The sequence below is a fragment of the Streptomyces pactum genome, assembly GCF_016031615.1.
Lineage (GTDB): Bacteria > Actinomycetota > Actinomycetes > Streptomycetales > Streptomycetaceae > Streptomyces > Streptomyces pactus.
In genome coordinates, this window is sequence record NZ_JACYXC010000001.1 from 4,442,726 (window position 1) to 4,459,746 (window position 17,021).

9 protein-coding genes are annotated in these 17,021 nt (G+C 76.5%); 3 read left to right on the forward strand and 6 right to left on the reverse strand.

Translation table 11 applies throughout. The features are described from left to right. Positions 1–169 precede the first annotated feature (169 nt). The gene (locus IHE55_RS17585; RefSeq protein WP_197989890.1) at positions 170–1,303 is read right to left on the reverse strand and encodes a C40 family peptidase; all 1,134 of its coding nucleotides are present in this window, start codon (positions 1,301–1,303) and stop codon (positions 170–172) included. Between the two features lie 269 nt (positions 1,304–1,572). On the opposite strand from IHE55_RS17585, the gene IHE55_RS17590 reads away from it, so the two are divergent. Beyond that, complete coding sequence (locus IHE55_RS17590; protein WP_197989891.1) at positions 1,573–1,926, forward strand: hypothetical protein; 354 nt, start codon at positions 1,573–1,575, stop codon at positions 1,924–1,926. A 300-nt stretch (positions 1,927–2,226) separates the two neighbouring features. On the opposite strand, the gene sigJ is transcribed toward IHE55_RS17590, so the two are convergent. Next, positions 2,227–3,123, reverse strand: coding sequence for an RNA polymerase sigma factor SigJ (gene sigJ / locus IHE55_RS17595; protein WP_197989892.1), 897 nt, complete (start codon positions 3,121–3,123; stop codon positions 2,227–2,229). 734 nt (positions 3,124–3,857) lie between these two features. Between sigJ and pcrA the strand changes: the two genes are divergently transcribed. Beyond that, positions 3,858–6,353, forward strand: coding sequence for a DNA helicase PcrA (gene pcrA, locus IHE55_RS17600; protein ID WP_197989893.1), 2,496 nt, complete (start codon positions 3,858–3,860; stop codon positions 6,351–6,353). 366 nt (positions 6,354–6,719) lie between these two features. Here the strand turns inward: pcrA and IHE55_RS17605 are convergent, their stop codons facing one another. Both IHE55_RS17605 and IHE55_RS17610 read right to left on the reverse strand, forming a co-directional pair. Beyond that, positions 6,720–8,912 carry a peptidoglycan DD-metalloendopeptidase family protein gene (locus IHE55_RS17605; protein ID WP_307826713.1) on the reverse strand — a complete coding sequence of 731 codons (2,193 nt, stop codon included), beginning with the start codon at positions 8,910–8,912 and terminating at the stop codon, positions 6,720–6,722. Between the two features lie 630 nt (positions 8,913–9,542). After that, positions 9,543–10,322, reverse strand: coding sequence for a lipase family alpha/beta hydrolase (locus IHE55_RS17610; RefSeq protein WP_197989894.1), 780 nt, complete (start codon positions 10,320–10,322; stop codon positions 9,543–9,545). Between the two features lie 428 nt (positions 10,323–10,750). Between IHE55_RS17610 and icmB the strand changes: the two genes are divergently transcribed. Continuing rightward, entirely contained in the window at positions 10,751–11,161 is a 411-nt protein-coding gene (gene icmB, locus IHE55_RS17615; RefSeq protein ID WP_197989895.1) for a coenzyme B12-dependent isobutyryl CoA mutase small subunit, read from the forward strand. A 672-nt stretch (positions 11,162–11,833) separates the two neighbouring features. Here icmB and IHE55_RS17620 read toward each other — a convergent pair. Continuing rightward, on the reverse strand, positions 11,834–13,570 hold the full coding sequence (locus IHE55_RS17620) for a DUF5691 domain-containing protein (protein ID WP_232266493.1): 1,737 nt from the start codon (positions 13,568–13,570) through the stop codon (positions 11,834–11,836). 1,989 nt (positions 13,571–15,559) lie between these two features. Further along, positions 15,560–16,948, reverse strand: a complete 1,389-nt coding sequence (locus tag IHE55_RS17625; RefSeq protein WP_197989896.1) for an SWIM zinc finger family protein — start codon at positions 16,946–16,948, stop codon at positions 15,560–15,562. Positions 16,949–17,021 lie beyond the last annotated feature (73 nt).

Here is a 17,021-nt window from a genome sequence, read left to right on the forward strand (position 1 = left end):
CTCGTGCGTCGGGTCCGCGTCGGGCGTGACTCCTGCGCCGGGTGCGCGTCGGGCGTGACTCCCGCGTCCGGTCCGGGGATGGGCGCCGCGTTCGCGCCGGGCGGGGAGCGGTACCGGTCCCGCCGGGCGGGGGCCGGTGCGGGTCGCGCCGGGCAGGAACCGGTGCGGGTCACGCCGGGCGGGTGGCGCCGGCGAACGGCATGGCGTCGATGCTCGCGATGCGTACCGTCGTACCGGGCCTGGGCGCGTGGATCATCTTGCCGGCGCCGATGTACAGCCCCACATGGCTGATCCCGGAGTAGAAGAACACCAGGTCACCGGGGGCGAGTTCGGTACGGCCGACGCGCCGGCCGGCATTGATCTGGGTGTAGCTGGTGCGCGGCAGGGCGACACCGGCGGACCGCCAGGCGGCCTGGGTCAGCCCGGAGCAGTCGTAGCCGGACGGGCCGGTCGCCCCCCAGACGTACGGCTTGCCCAGCGCGCCGTAGGCGAAGGAGACGGCGAGCGCGGCGCGGCCGGACGCGGCGGGCGCGGAAGTGCCGAGGCGGCGGGCGGCGCCGGTCACCGCGGTGTCACCCAGCCCCGGCAGCCCGCCGGCCCCGCTCCGCGGTCCTGCGGAACCGTTCCCGCTGCCGCCTTCGGCGCCCGGTGCGCCGTCGTGGCCGAGTACACGGCGCCGCTCCTCGGCGGTCAGCCGGTCGAGCAGCCGGTCGGCGGAGCGCAGCTTGGCCTCGACGGTGCGTTTGTGCCGGGCGAGCGCCTCGCGGGAACGATTCAGCTCGGACAGCCGCTCGATCGCCTCGGTCCGCACCTGCTTCAGCCCGCGCACCTGTCGCACCAGCCGGGACACCGCCGAGGACTGGCGGGTGTGCGCCCGGGCCGCCGCCGAGGCGCGCTCCAGGTACTCGTCGGGGGAGGACGAGAGCGCCAGCCGGAGCGTGGCGGGCACCCCGCCGGACCGGTACTGGGCGGTGGCGTACGAGCCCAGCGCGTTGCGGGAGGAGTTCAGCCGCGCGGTCCCGCGGGCCGCCTTGTCGCGCAGCGCCTCGACCGCCGACTCGGCGGCCTCGGCGCGCTCCTTGGCACCGTTGAAGCGCTCGGTCGCCTCCTCCGCCTCCCGCTGGTACCGCTCGACCCGGGTCTTGACCTGGGCCGCGGTGGGGCGGGGCTCGGCGTGCCCGGTGCCCTGGAGGGCGGTGCCGGCGGTCGCCGCTCCCGCCAGGGCGAGGGTCGCGGCGGTGCGGGCGGTGCGGGCGGTGCCGCCGAGCGGCAGACGCTGCCTGGGCTTCCGGTGCGAGGCCACGGCGGTGAGGTCCCTTCCTTCCGTGAGCGGCGTACGACGGCGGCGGCCCGTACGGGGGAGCGGGCCGCCGCCTGGCGAGGAAGCTAGACCGCGATCCGGCGCCGAGGCAGGGCGAAGGGCGGAGTTGACCGGTATCGGGGCGTCACCGATCGTTACTGTCCGTTCCGAGGGGGGCGGGTCGGAAGGTTTCCGGGCAGCTGTGACCGAAGGGGCGATAACCCCCCACCCGGGCGCCGGTGGCTGCTAGGGGCAGGGCTACGCTCCGGGCCATGGACGTACTGATACATGTCTTCGTCGGCCTGCACATCATCGGCATCGCCGCGCTGCTGGGCGGCTTCCTCGGCCAGACGAAGGCGCTGCGCACGGGCGAGGCGCGGATGCTCCCGGGGATGCTGCACGGTGCGCTCACCATGCTGGTGACCGGTGTGGCCCTGGTCGGTCTCAACCAGGCAGACGACAACAGCGTGAACAACGTCAAGATCGCCGTGAAGCTGGCGCTGCTGGTGGTGATCCTGGCCCTGGTCTATGTGAAGCGGGACGAGGAGAAGGTCCCGAGCGGCGTCATGGGCGCGGTCGGCCTGCTCACCACCGCCAACATCTTCATCGCGGTGCTCTGGACCTGACGGACCCGGCCGGGTCCCGCAGCCCGGCGCGCGCCCGGCCCACCCGCGGGACGCGCGTGCACGGCGGGACCCGCGGGGCAGCGGGACGCCCGTGCGGCGGCCCGCCCCGCGCGCGGACCGCGTGGCCGTACGCCCGCGGTGCCGGCGGGGCGGTGCGTCCGTGGTGCCCGTGCCGTGGTGCGTCCGCGGTGCCGGCGAGCCGGGGCGGCCGTAGGCCCGCGGTGCCCGTGCGGCGGCGGGCCCACCGCCGCGCCGGCGCGGCCGCTCCGGCGGCGACCGCCGGTCCGGCCGCGCCGCCGCTCAGTCGTCGAGGGCCGAGAGGTCCAGGTGCGCCAGGCGTGCCGGATCGGCGAGGATGTCGATCGCCGCGATCTTCCCGTCCCGGACCGTGAATCCCATGACCGAGAACACCCGGCCCTGGCGGAACACGACCTGCCCGGCCGCGCCGTTGACCAGCGCCCGCCGGGCCGTCGCGGCCACGCCCGCGGGCGGCCGGAACGCCATCGCCTGGCCGGCGACCGCCGGCGCCCCCCGGAGACGGCTCGGGGCGAGGGCCGGCGCGTCGCCGTAGTCGGCGCGGAGCACCACGTCCGGGTCGAGCAGCGAGAGCAGGGTGTCGAAGTCGCCGCGCCGCGCCGCGGCCAGGAACGCGTCCACGACCTCCCGCTGGCGGGCCAGGTCCGGGTCCGGGGCGGGGGCGGTGCCCCGGACCCGGCGGCGGGCCCGGCTCGCCAGCTGCCGGGCGGCGGCCGGGGTGCGCCCCACCACCGGGGCGATCTCGTCGAAGGGCACCCCGAACATGTCGTGCAGGACGAAGGCGAGCCGTTCGGCCGGGGCCAGCGTCTCCAGCACCACCAGCAGCGCCAGCCCCACGGAGTCCGCCAGCAGCGCCGCGTGCTCGGGGTCGGCCGCGTCCTCCCGGCCGATCACCGGGTCCGGCAGCCGGGTCTCCAGCGGCTCCTCCCGCAGCGAGGTGCGGGAGCGCAGCATGTCCAGGCAGACCCGCCCCACCACGGTGGTCAGCCAGCCGCCCAGGTTGTGCACCGCGTCCGCGTCGGACCGGCTGAGCCGCAGCCACGCCTCCTGGACCGCGTCGTCCGCCTCGTTCAGCGAACCGAGCATCCGGTAGGCCACCGCCCGCAGGTGGCCCCGGTGGGCCTCGAAGCGCTCCGCCAGAAACTCCTGCTGGTCCCTCATCGCGACATCCTCCGCACGCTCGTTCCCACTCTGCCGCCCATCGGCAGCCGGCTGCCGGCCGGCCCGGTCCACCGGGGCCCGGCCCTCGGCGGTGCCGGTCGGCGCAGCACTGTTCGCCGGCCGGCGTAGCACTGACGTACGCCGGCACACGGATGTGACAGCGGCGCACGGATGCGGCAGCGGCGTACCGAGGCCGACGCGACCGCTGCCCGTACCGACGCGACCGCCGCCCGTACCGACGCGACCGCTGCCCGTACCGAGGGGGCCGCCGCCCGTACCGAGGGGGCCGCCCGGACGCCGGAGTGCCCGACCGGACCGTCCGGACGCCGGAATGCGGGGGCGGCCGTCCGGACGCCGCAGCACCGAGGCGACCGCCCGTTCGCCGGTTCCCGCGGGCTGCGGGTGCCGCCCGGACGGGCGGGCGCCGGCCGGCCGGGGCAGTGTGACATCCGCCGCCCGGGCGCCCGGCGGCGGCTGCCCGGACGCGGGGTGCGCCCACCGGCCGGCGGGCCCGGCCGGCGGGGGCGGGCGGCTCCGCGGCGGCCGGCGCGGGCGGTCCCACCTGCGGCGGGCACCGGTCCGCCGACCGTCACCGGACATCACCGACCGTCACCGGCCGCCGGCCCGCCGGTACCGGCCGGGCCACGGGCGGTACCCACCGGCCCCGCCCGGCGCACCGGCCGGGGCGCCGACGGGAGCGGCGTGTCGGTGGCTCCGCCTAGACTCGGTGGGCGATGAGCAGCAGCCTCTTTGACGACAGCTTCCTGGAGAGCCTCGACGCGTCGGTCCCCGGGCCGGCGGGCGAGGAGCCTCCGCCACCGCCGGAGGACCACGGGTACGGGCCCGGTGCGGAGGAGGTGCCGCACGACCTGTTCGGCGACACTGACAACGTGCCCGTTCCGCACCAGGCCCGGGAGCCGTACTACCGCGACGGCGCGGCCCGGCCCGCCGTGGACCCCGCAGCGCTGCTGGAGGGGCTCAACGAGCAGCAGCGCGCGGCCGTCGTGCACCACGGCGCCCCGCTGCTCATCGTCGCGGGCGCCGGCTCCGGCAAGACCCGGGTGCTCACCCACCGGATCGCCTACCTGCTGGGCGCGCGCGGGGCGCACCCGGGGTCCATCCTCGCCATCACCTTCACCAACAAGGCGGCCGGCGAGATGAAGGAGCGGGTGGAGGAGCTGGTCGGCCCGCGCGCCAACGCCATGTGGGTCTCCACCTTCCACAGCGCCTGCGTGCGGATCCTGCGCCGCGAGGCGAAGAAGCTGGGCTTCACCTCCTCGTTCTCGATCTACGACGCGGCCGACTCCAAGCGGCTGATGGCGCTGGTCTGCCGGGACCTGGACCTGGATCCCAAGCGGTTCCCGCCGAAGTCCTTCAGCGCGAAGATCTCCAATCTGAAGAACGAGCTCATCGACGAGGAGACCTTCGCCGACCGGGCGGCCGACGGCTTCGAGAAGTCCCTGGCCGAGGCGTACGCGATGTACCAGGCGCGGCTGCGCGAGGCGAACGCGCTGGACTTCGACGACATCATCATGACCACGGTCAACCTGCTCCAGGCGTTCCCGGACGTCGCCGAGCACTACCGCCGCCGCTTCCGGCACGTGCTGGTCGACGAGTACCAGGACACCAACCACGCCCAGTACACGCTGGTGCGCGAGCTGGTGGGCACCGGCACGGAGAACTACGACGCCGCCGAGCTGTGCGTGGTGGGCGACGCCGACCAGTCGATCTACGCCTTCCGCGGCGCCACCATCCGGAACATCCTCCAGTTCGAGGAGGACTACCCGGACGCGCGCACCATCCTGCTGGAGCAGAACTACCGCTCCACCCAGACCATCCTCAACGCCGCCAACGCGGTCATCGAGCGGAACGAGAACCGCCGCCCGAAGAACCTGTGGACCGAGGCCGGGACCGGCGCCGCGATCACCGGGTACGTGGCCGACACCGAGCACGACGAGGCGCAGTTCGTCGCCGACGAGATCGACCGGCTGACCGACGCGGGCGACGCCAAGGCCGGCGACGTGGCGGTGTTCTACCGCACCAACGCCCAGTCCCGTGTCTTCGAGGAGATCTTCATCCGGGTCGGGCTGCCCTACAAGGTCGTCGGCGGCGTGCGCTTCTACGAGCGCAAGGAGGTCCGGGACGTCCTGGCCTACCTGCGGGTGCTCGCCAACCCCGAGGACACCGTCCCGCTGCGCCGCGTCCTCAACGTGCCCAAGCGCGGCATCGGCGAGCGCGCCGAGGCGATGATCGAGGCCCTGGCGCTGCGCGAGAAGATCTCCTTCGCCCAGGCGCTGCGGCGGGTGGACGAGGCGTACGGGATGGCCGCCCGCTCGGTCAACGCGGTCAAGCGGTTCACCACGCTGCTGGAGGACCTGCGCACCGTCGTGGAGTCCGGCGCCGGACCCGCCACCGTGCTGGAGGCGGTGCTGGAGCGCACCGGCTACCTCGCCGAGCTCCAGGCGTCCACCGACCCGCAGGACGAGACCCGGGTGGAGAACCTCCAGGAGCTGGCGGCGGTCGCCCTGGAGTTCGAGCAGGAGCGCACCGAGGAGGAGCCCGGCACGCTCGCGGAGTTCCTGGAGCGGGTCGCGCTGGTCGCCGACTCCGACCAGATCCCCGACGAGGACCCGGACGGCACCGGCGTCATCACGCTGATGACGCTGCACACCGCCAAGGGCCTGGAGTTCCCGGTGGTCTTCCTGACCGGCATGGAGGACGGTGTCTTCCCGCACCTGCGCGCGCTGGGCCAGACCAAGGAGCTGGAGGAGGAGCGCCGGCTGGCGTACGTGGGCATCACCCGGGCCCGGGAGCGGCTGTACCTCACCCGCTCCACCATGCGCAGCGCCTGGGGGCAGCCCTCGTACAACCCGCCCTCCCGGTTCCTGGAGGAGATCCCGGACCAGTACCTGACCTGGCGGCGCACCGGCCCGTCGTCGCCCTCGGCGTCGATGGGCGCGCTGGGCGCCTCCCGTGCCACGGCCTCCGTCGCCTCCTCGCTGACCACCCGCTTCCGGAACGCGGGGCCCGAGCCGGCCAAGTTCGCGACGCGCCGGGACAAGCCGGTGGTCTCGCTCGCCGTGGGCGACCGGGTCACCCACGACTCGTTCGGGCTGGGCACGGTGGTCGCGGTGAAGGGCAGCGGAGAGGCGGCCGAGGCGACCATCGACTTCGGCGGCGAGAAGCCGAAGCGGCTGCTGCTGCGCTACGCGCCGGTCGAGAAGCTCTGACCGAGGGCGGGACGGGGCAGGGCGGGACGGGACGGCGGCGGTCCGGGGTGACCCGGGCGCGGCCGGCCCGGGGCTGAGCGGACGGGCGCCCCGGCGCGGGGCGTGCAGACGCCGGCCCGGGCGCGGCGGGCGCGCGGAGTCCCGGACGCGGACCGCGGGGGCGTGGCGCGACGGACGTGCGCCGGTCCGGGTGTGGTGGGCGCGCGAGGAAGGCCCGGGCGTGGCGGACGCCGGGCGGGCGGGAAGTGCACCGGCCCGGGCGGGAAGGCGCACCGGCCCGGGCGGGAAGGCGCACCGGCCCGGGCGGGAAGGCGCACCGGCCCGGGCGCGGCCGGCGAGCGTCGGGCCGGGCGTGGCGGGGCCGGCTCAGGTGGGGTCGAGGCCGTGGCTGCGCAGCCAGGCCAGCGGGTCGATCGCCGAGCCGCCGCCGGGGCGGACCTCGAAGTGGAGGTGCGGGCCGGTGGAGTTCCCGGAGTCCCCGCTGTACGCGATGACGTCCCCGGCCTTCACCGAACCGGACCGGACCCGGGTGGTGCCCAGGTGGCAGTACCAGGTCTCGGTGCCGTCGGGCGCGGTGACTATCGCCATGTTCCCGTACGCGCTGTTCCACTGGGTGCGTACGGTGCCGTCGGTGGCGGCCATCACCGGGGTGCCCAGGCCGACGGGGAAGTCGATGCCGGTGTGGAGCGACATCCAGTTGAGGCCGGACTGGCCGTAGGTGGCGCTCAGTCCGTGCTGGGCGACCGGGAGGGCGAACTTCGGGCGCAGCGCCTCCCGGCGGGCCGCCTCCGCCGCCTTCCGCTTCCGCTCGGCGGCCTGCCGCGCCTGGAGATCGATCCGCTCCTGGGTGCGGCTGGCCCGGTCGGCGAAGTCATCGGCCCGGTCGGAGAGGCCGGCGAGCTGGGTGTCGAGCTTGCTGTTGGCGACCGACGGCTTGACCGGAGGGGCGTCGGGCGCGGCCTGGGTGGTCGAGTCGTCCTTGCCGCCGTCGCCGCCCATGCCGCTCACCGTGGCGGCGGCGACCGCCGTCACCCCCATGATGGCGACGGACGGAACCGCGACGGTCAGCAGTGCGGAACGCTTGGGTCGCGCCCCGGTGCGGGAACGCGGCCGGCCGGAGCCCCGCCGGCCGCGGGAGGTCTCCCGGCGCGCCCCGGCGCCCACCAGCACCGGCTCGTCGTCCGGCCCCGGGCCGTCGGGGTGACCGCCGGCCGGGTCGTCGTGGCGGTCCGCGCCGGGCAGCTCGCCGTCGGGGCCGGAGGTGTCATCGGACAGGTGGCGGGGGTGTCCGCCGTCGGTGTCCTCGCCGTACCCGTCGCCGTAGCCGTCCGCGTACGCCTCGCCGTACTCGTCCGGGTAGGCCTCGCCGTACGCGTCGGCGTACCCGTCGTCGAGGTCGCCGGCGAGCCGGCCGGTGCCGTCGGCGGATCCCTCCGGGTGGGCGAGGTCCGCGGCGGGGTCAGGGGCGTGGTCCGCGCCGGGGGCCGCGGAACGCGACCGGCGGGCCGCCGGTCCGTCGGCTCCGTCACCGGCCGGGGGCTCGCCGCCCGGGTGGGTGGCGGGTCCCTCCTCGTACACCGAGTCGCCCGTGGCCCAGGCGGTCGCGTCCCAGACCTGGGTCTCGCCGGTGTCCACGCCGGTGGCCGCGAAGACGCCGGTGGACTCCCACGGCCGGTCCTGGCCCCAGCCGTCGGCGGTGTCCCACTGCCCGCTGTCGGCCGGGTGCCCGTTCGGGTCCCACGCGCCGGTGGTGTCGGTGCGCTGCTGGGCCGGGATCGTCGGCCGGGCACCGGGGGCGCCGGGAACGTCGAGGTGGTGGTCGGTCTCCGGCCAGGCCGCGGCGACCGGGTACCCGCCGGTGTCGTATCCGCTGGTGTCGAAGTCGCCGGTGCCGAGAACACCACCGGTGTCGAAGCCGCCGGTGTCCGGGCCGGCCGGGTCGAAGGTCGCGGTGGCCGGCCCGCCGGGGTAGGGGGAGACGCCGAGGCCGGAACCGGTGAAGGCACCGGTCGTGAAGGCCCCGGTGTCGAAGGTCCCGGTGTCGAAGGTCCCGGTGGTGAAGGTGACGGAGTCCGGGGCGTCCGCCCCGAAGCCGTCCGGGCCGGGGCCGGCGGTGCCGTAGCCGGCCACCGGGTAGCCGCCGGTGTCCGCACCGGAGAGCTGCCCGCCCGCCGCGCCGAGATCCCACTCGCCGGAGGAGTCCCAGCTGCCGCCGTCCTGGTTCCCGCCGTAACCCGTGCCGTACGCGTCCACCGCGTACCCGCCCGTGTCGTAGGGGGAGGGGTCGTAGGCGGTGGTTCCGTAGGGGTCGGCGGTGTCGTACCGGCCGGTGTCGTACGGGTCGGACGGATGCCCGCCCGCGCCGTGGTAGGTGTCACCGCCGACCGGGGTGCCGGTGCCGAACCCGTTGAGCCCGTCGAAGGCGCCGGCGGCGTAGCCGTCGTGCCCGGACTGCGTTCCCTGCTGCCGGTCATACCCCTCGTCGTACGGGGTATATGAGGCGTCGGGAGCGGGATCGGCCGGGTCGGAGGACCCCGGCAGGTGACGGTCGTTCACCACCAACTTCTCTTTCGCCTCGGCAGCAGGAGAATTAGCGGCGACTGTACCCGGCGGTACGCGGCGCCCACAATCTTCGGCAGGTTTCGCCGGGGCCGGGAAAGGGCATTTCGTCGGCTTTCGGTGCCCTGCTCGTCATTCCTTGGCCGTGTGTTCGATTGCCGTTCGGTAATGATCCGGCTGATCACGCAACCGAACCGGCGCCTCCAGCGTCTCCGCCGCCTCGTTTCGCGCCCCTGGCGCCTCCCCGCGCCCGGTTCGCCCCAAGAGCCCTCGGGCCTCCGGCGCGGCGGGGTGACAGAGTGAGGGGGTGGGATGGGGGGGGGGCGGCGTGGGAGGCGGCTGGGGTGGGAGGCGTGTGGGGGATGGAAGGTGTGTGTGGGGGGAGGCGGAAAGCGTGTGCGGCGGTGGAAAGGGCGTGGGGGATGGGCGGGGTTGCGCCGCGCGTGGGGCGGATTGGGGGGCGGAGGCCGATCGCGGGGGCGGGGGGTTGTGCCGGGGGTGTGATGGGCGGGAGTCGGGCAGGGGGCGTGATGGGCGGGAAGCCGCGCATGGGGGTGGGAGCCGTGCATGGGTGTGGGGGGCGGGAGCTGTGCACGGGGCAGGGGCCGGTCGCGGGGGCGCGGGCGGGGGTCACTCGGCCAGGGCCTGCCGAACCCCCGCGGCGACGGTCCGGTGCACGGGGAGCGCGAGGTGGCCGACCCCCTCCACCCGGACGTTGCGCGCGAGCAGATCGGGATGGTCGATGCGGGCCCGCTCCGCGGGGGTCACCACCTGGTCCACATCGCTCCAGAAGCTCACGAAGCGTGTGCGGCACCCCGGTGCAGGCTGCCGCAGCTCCTCGATCACCGGGGAGTCCGGCCGCATCTGGCGCACCAGCGGGTGCGCGGAGAGCAGCGGTACCGCCCGGGTGCCGCCGTGCGGGGTGCCCAGGGTGACGAGGGTGTGCACCCGGGCGTCGCCGCCCAGCCGCTGCACGTAGTAACGGGCGATCAGACCGCCGAGACTGTGGCCGACCAGATCGACCCGCCGGCAGCCCGAACGGGCACAGACCTGCTCCACCCGGGTCCCCAGCGACCGCGCCGCGGTGGGGATGTCGCAGATGAGGGGTGAGTGGTTGAGCCCCATCACCTGCTGCCGCCCGGCCTGCCGCAGCGAACGGCGGAGCAGGAAGAACACCGAGCGGTTGTCGATGAACCCGTGCAGCAGCAGCACCGGCCGGTGGCCCGGGCCGTCGTCCGCACCGGACGCCCCGCCGCCCGCCGCCCGGTGCGGCAGCTCCTGCGTCACCCCGGTGGGGTACAGCACCAGATGCCCGGCGAGGACCGCCGCGTCCACCGCGGTGGCCCGGAGCAGCGCCGTCGTGATGCGCAGCGGCTCCCGGAACGGGAACGGAAAGGGCAGGGTCATCATCGACCGACCTCCCGAGGTACACCGGAGCGACGCTGCTCCGCGTGTGCTCCCCGGCCGCCGTCGCCGGGGAGAGGACGCCGGGCGGGGGCGGGGCGGAGGCGGCCGGGGAACGGGTCGGGCCCAGGCCGGGAAGGGGAAGAGTCGGGTGCCGCGCCGTCGCGCTGTCGCGCCGTCCGGCTCCCGACCGGACCGGGCACGGGAGTGACCGCCCCTGCTGCGGCTTCCTGGTGGTCGTACCGGGGGGCGCCGCCCGGGAGAGGGGCGGGCCGGCCGGTGCGGCCCGGTATGAACATGTCCCAGGTGTGATTTCCCCCTCCCTGCTCGTCCCGAAACGGCTGCGTGCGGGAAGCTGGGGATAACGTTCGTTCACGTTCGTTCACCGCTTACGGCCGGTGACGGCTGTCGTGCATGGAGGCATGGAGGCAGTGATGGGAGTGACTGGTCCGATCCGCGTGGTGGTGGCCAAGCCGGGACTCGACGGCCATGACCGTGGGGCCAAGGTCATCGCGCGGGCGCTGCGCGATGCCGGCATGGAGGTCATCTACACCGGTCTCCACCAGACCCCGGAGCAGATCGTCGACACCGCGATCCAGGAGGACGCCGACGCGATCGGGCTGTCGATCCTCTCCGGTGCGCACATGACGCTCTTCGCGAAGGTGCTGGAGCTGCTGCGGGAACGGGAAGCGGAGGACATCAAGGTCTTCGGCGGCGGCATCATCCCCGAGGACGACATCCCGCCGCTCAAGGAGCAGGGTGTCGCGGAGATCTTCACGCCCGGTGCGACCACGACCGCGATCGTGGAGTGGGTACGGGAGAACGTGCGGCCCGTCGCGGCCTGACCGCCGAACGCCACCGGCCCGGTCGGCTTCCGCCGCTGTCCGGCTTCCCTCGGTGTCCGGCTTCCGCCGGTCCACGGCTGCCGTCCAGCTGCGGTTTCCCTTCGGCTTTCGGCTTTCCGGCGGGTCCGGGTGCCGCTGGTTCACGGCTTCCTGCGGGTCCGGCTGCCGCCGAGTCCTGCGCCTCGCTTGGGCCCGGCCCGTCCGCCCCGTCCGCCCGGTCCCGGGTGGGCGGGGTGGTGCCGTTCCCGGACGCGCGGCGGGGCGCGGGCGCGCCAATGCGTCGGGGCGCGCCGGAACGTGTGGGATCAGTACGTCCGGGCGCGCCGGCACGTGTGGGATCAGTACGTCCGGGCGCGCCGGTGCCTGCCGGTGACGGGTGGCGCCGCCCCACCGTGGCGCCTGTGGTGGCCCGTGCGGTGGCCGGTGAGCAGGTCGTCCGTGCGGTGGTGGGTGTGCAGTCGTCCGTGTGGCGGCCGGGGCCAGGACCGGTGCGTGGCGAATGCGCGGGGGGCGTGCGAGGGCGTGCCCGGGGGACGGCGCGTCGGTCGCAGGCCCTTGCCGGTCCGTGCCGGTCCTTGCCGGTCCGTGCCGGGACTGTCGGGCGTGCCGGGCGGTGGGGGCGTGGCCGTTCCGCTCCGCCGCCGTCCGCGCCGTCCGTGCCCGTCCCCGCGGTCAGTCGTCCGATGCCGTCGAGTCGTCCGTCCCTCCCGCCGCCTCCGGGTCCGCCGGGCCGGCCGGATCGGGGGTGTCCTCCGCCAGTCCGTCGAGTTCCCTGCGCATGGTGGCCCGCAGCCGGAGCGTCCCCACGAGCCGCTGGAACGCCTCGGACCAGTACCCCACCGCGCCCGGTGAACTGTCCACGGACTCGTCGGGTATCGCGGTGAGGACCTGCAACCGGTCCGCCTGAGCCGGGTCCAGGCACCGTTCCGCCAGGCCCATCACCCCGCTGAAGCTCCACGGGTAACTGCCCGCGTCCCGGGCGATGTCCAAGGCGTCCACCACCGCCCGGCCCAGTGGTTCCGCCCACGGGACGGCGCAGACCCCGAGCAGCCGGAAGGCGTCGGACAGGCCGTGTGCGGCGATGAACTCCGCGACCCAGCCGGCCCGCTCCTCCGGCGGCAGGGCGGACAGCAGCCTGGCCGGGTCCCGCCACGACGCCGCGGGGGCCGCCACCGCCAGCGCGGCCTCGCCGGACGCGGGCGGGGTGGTGGGCGGTACGGCCGGCGAGCCGAGCAGCGCCCGCGACCACTCGGTGTCGCGCTGCCGGACCGCGGCCCGGCACCAGGCCGCGTGCAGATCGGGCTGCCAGCCGTCGGCGACCGGCAGCGCCACGATCTCCGCCGGGTCCCGCCCGCCGAACCACTCGGTCCAGCGGCTCAGCGGGGTCGCCTCCACCAACTGGCCCAGCCACCAGGAGCGTTCGCCGCGCCCGGCCGGCGGGGTCGGCACCACGCCGTCGCGCTCCATCCCGCTGTCGCACTCCTCGGGCGCGTCCACCACGATCCGCGGCCCGGTGCCGTCCCGGAGCGGTTCCAGACGGACCCGGGTGCGCATCCGCTCGGCCATCCGCCCAGCCAGCGCCGAACCGGGAAGCGCGGCCAGCAGCTCGGCCGCGGTGGCCCGGACGTTCCGGCTGCGGTCGGACAGCGCCTGTTCCAGGAACGGCTCGTCCCCCGGCGAGAGGTGGTCGCGGAGCGAGTCGAGGAACATCAGCCGGTCCTCGGCGCGTTCGGTGGGCCAGGAGCCGGCGAGCAGGGCCAGCCCCGCCGCCGGGTCCCGCTGCCGCACCGCCGCCAGCAGCGACACCCGCTCCGCGAACAGACCCTCCTGCCAGAGCTTCTCCACCTCGTCGCGGGAGGCGGCGTCGGGCGGCACCGGTCCCGCACCGCGCCCCGTCCCGCCGCGCAGCGCGAACTTCCACTCCGGGTTGAGCCGGGCCAGCCACCGCCCGCGCGGCCCGGCGAACGCCAGCGCCTCCGGGCGCAGGTCGGTACGGGCCCGGGCTGCGTCCAGGAGCGCCGGCAGCAGGGCGTCCGGCGCCCGGTAGCCGTGGCCGTTGGCGAGGGAGAGCCACTGCGGGAGCAGTTCGGTGAGGTCCGGGGCGACCCGCGGGGCCGACTGGCCCGGGCCGCCGCGGTCGGCGAGCAGCAGGGCCAGCCGGCGGCGGGCGGCGGCGGGCAGCGGCGGACGGGCGTCCGCCGGGGCGGGCTCGGGCTCCGGCCGGGCGGGCGCCGGCCGGAGCCCGGCGCGCCGCGCCACCGTGGCGAGCGCGGCGGCGTCGAGCAGGGCGGTGGGGGCGTCCTGCCCCGGGCCCACCGGCACCGGCGGCCGCCGCCGGTCGGTACCCAGCAGGGCCGCCGCCACCAGGTCGTCCCAGGAAACCTCGCCCGGGGCGGCCCCGCCCGGCAGGGCGGGGCCGGCCGTGGGCGTGAGGTCGGCCGTGGGCGCGGGGCCGGTTGTGGGCGTGGAACCGGCTGCCGGGGCGGGGCCGGGCGCGGGCGCCGGGGCGGGGCCGGCCCCGAGGGGCCGGCCCGTTCCGTGCGGCCGGTCGCCCGCCCGGGCCACCCCCGCCGCGTGGTGCCGGTCGGCGGCCTGCGCCGGACCGGCCGGCACGGCGTCCGCGTGGCTGTCCGAACCGGAACCCCCGTCCATGGCCGCCGTGCGCACCGCGCCGGCCAGGCCGCGGCGGGGTGCGCGGTGGCCCGACATGGCCCGGGCCCGGGCGGCGGCCCGGACGTACGCGGCCGCCGGGGAGGCCCCCGCACCGTCGGTGGGCGCGCACGTCGACGGGGCGGACCGGGTCCGGGCGGGACCGGCCGGGCCGGACCCGGCCGGGGCGGTCGGGTTCGTCTGCCGGTCCGGGGCCGTCTGCCGGTCCGGGGTGGTCTGCGGGTCCGGGGTCGTCGAGGTCGTCTGCGGGTTCGGGGTGCTCTGCGGGTCCGGGGTCGTCGAGGTCGTCGGGCTGGTCGAGGTCATCGGGCTCGTCGGGCTGGTCGCGGTGCCGGAGGAGGTCGGGATGGTCGGCATGGTGGCCCCGGCGTGCTCGGTCGTGGTGACGGGGTCTGTCGCGGTACGCATCACGGCGTCCCTTCGTACGAGTCGGCCCGGTGCCGGCTGGGTCGCGGTCCGGTTGGGGCCGGGTCGGGTGGTGCGGATGTGGTGCTCGACGGTGCGTCCGGAGTCACGCGGACGCATGTCCGAAGACGGTCTGTACACGTGGCCGGATCCCGCTCCTGCGCCCGGCCGAGCGCGGAATCCGGCGCCGGAGCCGGAACGGGGGCCGGATGCATCACCGGCTGATCGGGCAGCGCGTCCGGTCGTCCGGTCACATCAGGGACCGGACGACCGCCGTGCGGTGCGCCCCGGACCCGGGCGGTTCTAACGGGGTGAAGCCGATGGGAGTGGTGACGCCGGTGGGAGCTATGACGGTGTGTGGAGACGGATCGGGGCAGGTCCGGCAGGAACCCGGTGGAACCCGCGGACCGGAACGGACCGGTCGGTGGGCGACGGTCGTCACCCGGCACCGGCCTCGGAGCCCTGGCCCCGGCCCCGGGCCTTGGCCCTGGTCCCCGCCCTGGCACGGTGTGGACCCGGTGCCCCGTCCACACCCGGCCTCGGCGCGGTGGTCCGGGCGCCGGGCGGGCGTCCGGACCGGTCGGGCGCCCCGGTACCGGGCGTCCACCCGGTGGGTGGACGGGCTCCGGCCGGCCGGAGCCCGTGCCGCACCGGTCCGCCGGCCCCCGGCGCGCCGCTGTAGCTCGGACCGGCTCCGGCGCGCGGATGTCCCTGGGGCGCCGACCGGCCCGCCGGCGTCCCGTCCCCGGACCGCTTCCGCAGCCGGGGAGCAGCTGCCGGGGAGCCCGCCGCGCGGACCGGCGCGCGGGTCCGCCCGCCGGCCTTCCGGCACGCGACCGGTACGCCGCCCGGTGGACCGCCCGGCAGCCGGCCGACGGACCGCCGCGAGGGCCCGGCGGCCCGGGGACGCCCCGTTCCGCCTCCGCCGGATGCCGTTCGGCCCGGGCCGGGCCAAGACGTCCCTCTGCCGGCGGGCGGCCCCAGGCGCCCTACGGCGTCTGGCCGGGACGCCGGACCGGACCCGAGCGCGCCCCGTCGGCGGACCGGTCCCGGAGTCGGGTTCCGGAGTCCGGTTCCGGAGTCCGGTTCCGGGCACCCCGTTGCCGTACCGGACGACGGGGTGCCCGGTGCCGGACCAGAAGCCCGCAGGCCACCGGACCGGGCCCGGCACCCGGCGGAAGCTCCGCCGGTACCCCGGTACCCCGGTACCCCGGCGCCGAGCGGGCGCCCCGCGGTGCCGGCCGGTCCGGGGATGAACCGGCCGTGCGCGGGCCCGCCGGTCCCGTAGGCCACCCCCCGCCCGCCACCCGCCCGGTCCGCGGCTCACAACGGGACCGGAAGCGGGTCCCAGGTGGTGACCGGGGCGAAACCGCGGTGGCCGCACTCCCCGAAGACGGTGACCGGCTCGCCCCCGGAGACGGCGGTGAGCTGCCACAGGTTCGTACGGCCCGGGCAGCGCGGGTCCACCGGGAGCGCGGTGCCGGTGGCCGGGTCCGCGAGCTGCCAGCCGTCCGGGCCGGGTATCGGGACGACGCCGGCCAGCACCGTGGGCCAGGCGTCCAGCCAGGGGTCGTCGCGGAGTGCCGCGCCGTACCCGGCCAGGGCTTCGGCCGGCCCGACCCCCGGCGGCGGGCCACCCTCCGGGGGCGGGCCCGGCGGCCCGTACCGGTCGCCCAGCACGGCCCGGAGCGGACGGGCGGACGGGTGGTAGACGAGGTCCGCGTCGATCACCAGGCCCGGTGGCGGCCCCGGCTCCGGGGCCCGGCCCGCCACACCGTAGGAGAGCAGCAGCGCCATCCGGCCGGTGTGCTCGCCCCGCAGCCAGACCCGGCGGGCGGTGAGCCTGCCGTCGCCGCTGTCCTGCCGGCCCAGCACCCACCAGCGGTCCCGGACCGGGGAACCGGAGGCCAGCAGCCCGGCGGTGGTCGTGGTGAGCCCCACCCGCGAGCGGACGGTGGCGGCCAGCCCCTCCGGCAGCTCGTCGATCCGGAGGCACGCCTGGTCGAGCAGGTGCGTCAGGGCGCACTCCTCCAGCAGCCGGCCCGGCCAGCCCGGACCCGAGGCGCGGGCCGCCGCCAGCTCGCGCACCCGCGCCTCCAGCCCCGGCGCCTGGGCGTCCACCATGCGGGCCGCGGTCTCCTCCCACACGGTGGCCCCGGCCGCGCCATCCGTCGCGGTGGCCAGCCCCTGGCGCAGCAGGTCCCCCAACCGCTGCTCCAGCTCGGTGGCGCCGGCCGCGATCCGGTGGGCGCGCCGCTCCGCCCGGCGCCGCGCCGCGGCCGGGTCCGCGCCGCCCGCCCCCGGGGCTCCGCCATCCGTGGCGGTGGCGTCCGGCTCCGGCCCGCCCGCCCGGGCGGCGCGCTCCCGCCGGCCGGCCAGCCACGTGCGGACCCACTCCGGCGGCTCGGGCACCTCCGGCACGCCGCCCCCGTCCGGCTCCCCCGCCCACCTCAGCAGCAGACCCAGGACGTGCTTGCACGGGGACTTGCGGCTCGGGCAGCCGCACCGGTAGGCCGGGCCGTCCAGATCGACCGCCGTCCGGTACGGTTCGGCGCCGCTGCCGCTACAGCTTCCCCATACGCTCCGTGCACAAGCGCCCGTCGCCGTCCACGGGCCTGCGGTGGCGAGCTTGCCGCCCGCCGTGCGTGACGCGGCGTCAGGAGCCAGTGCCAGCACCTGTTCCGCCGTCCAGCGTTCCCCCTGCGGATTCATGGGGAAAACGCTAGGGGGTGCCACTGACAAACGGCTCTGACCTGCACTTTCATGCACCGTCCGGTGGATTGTC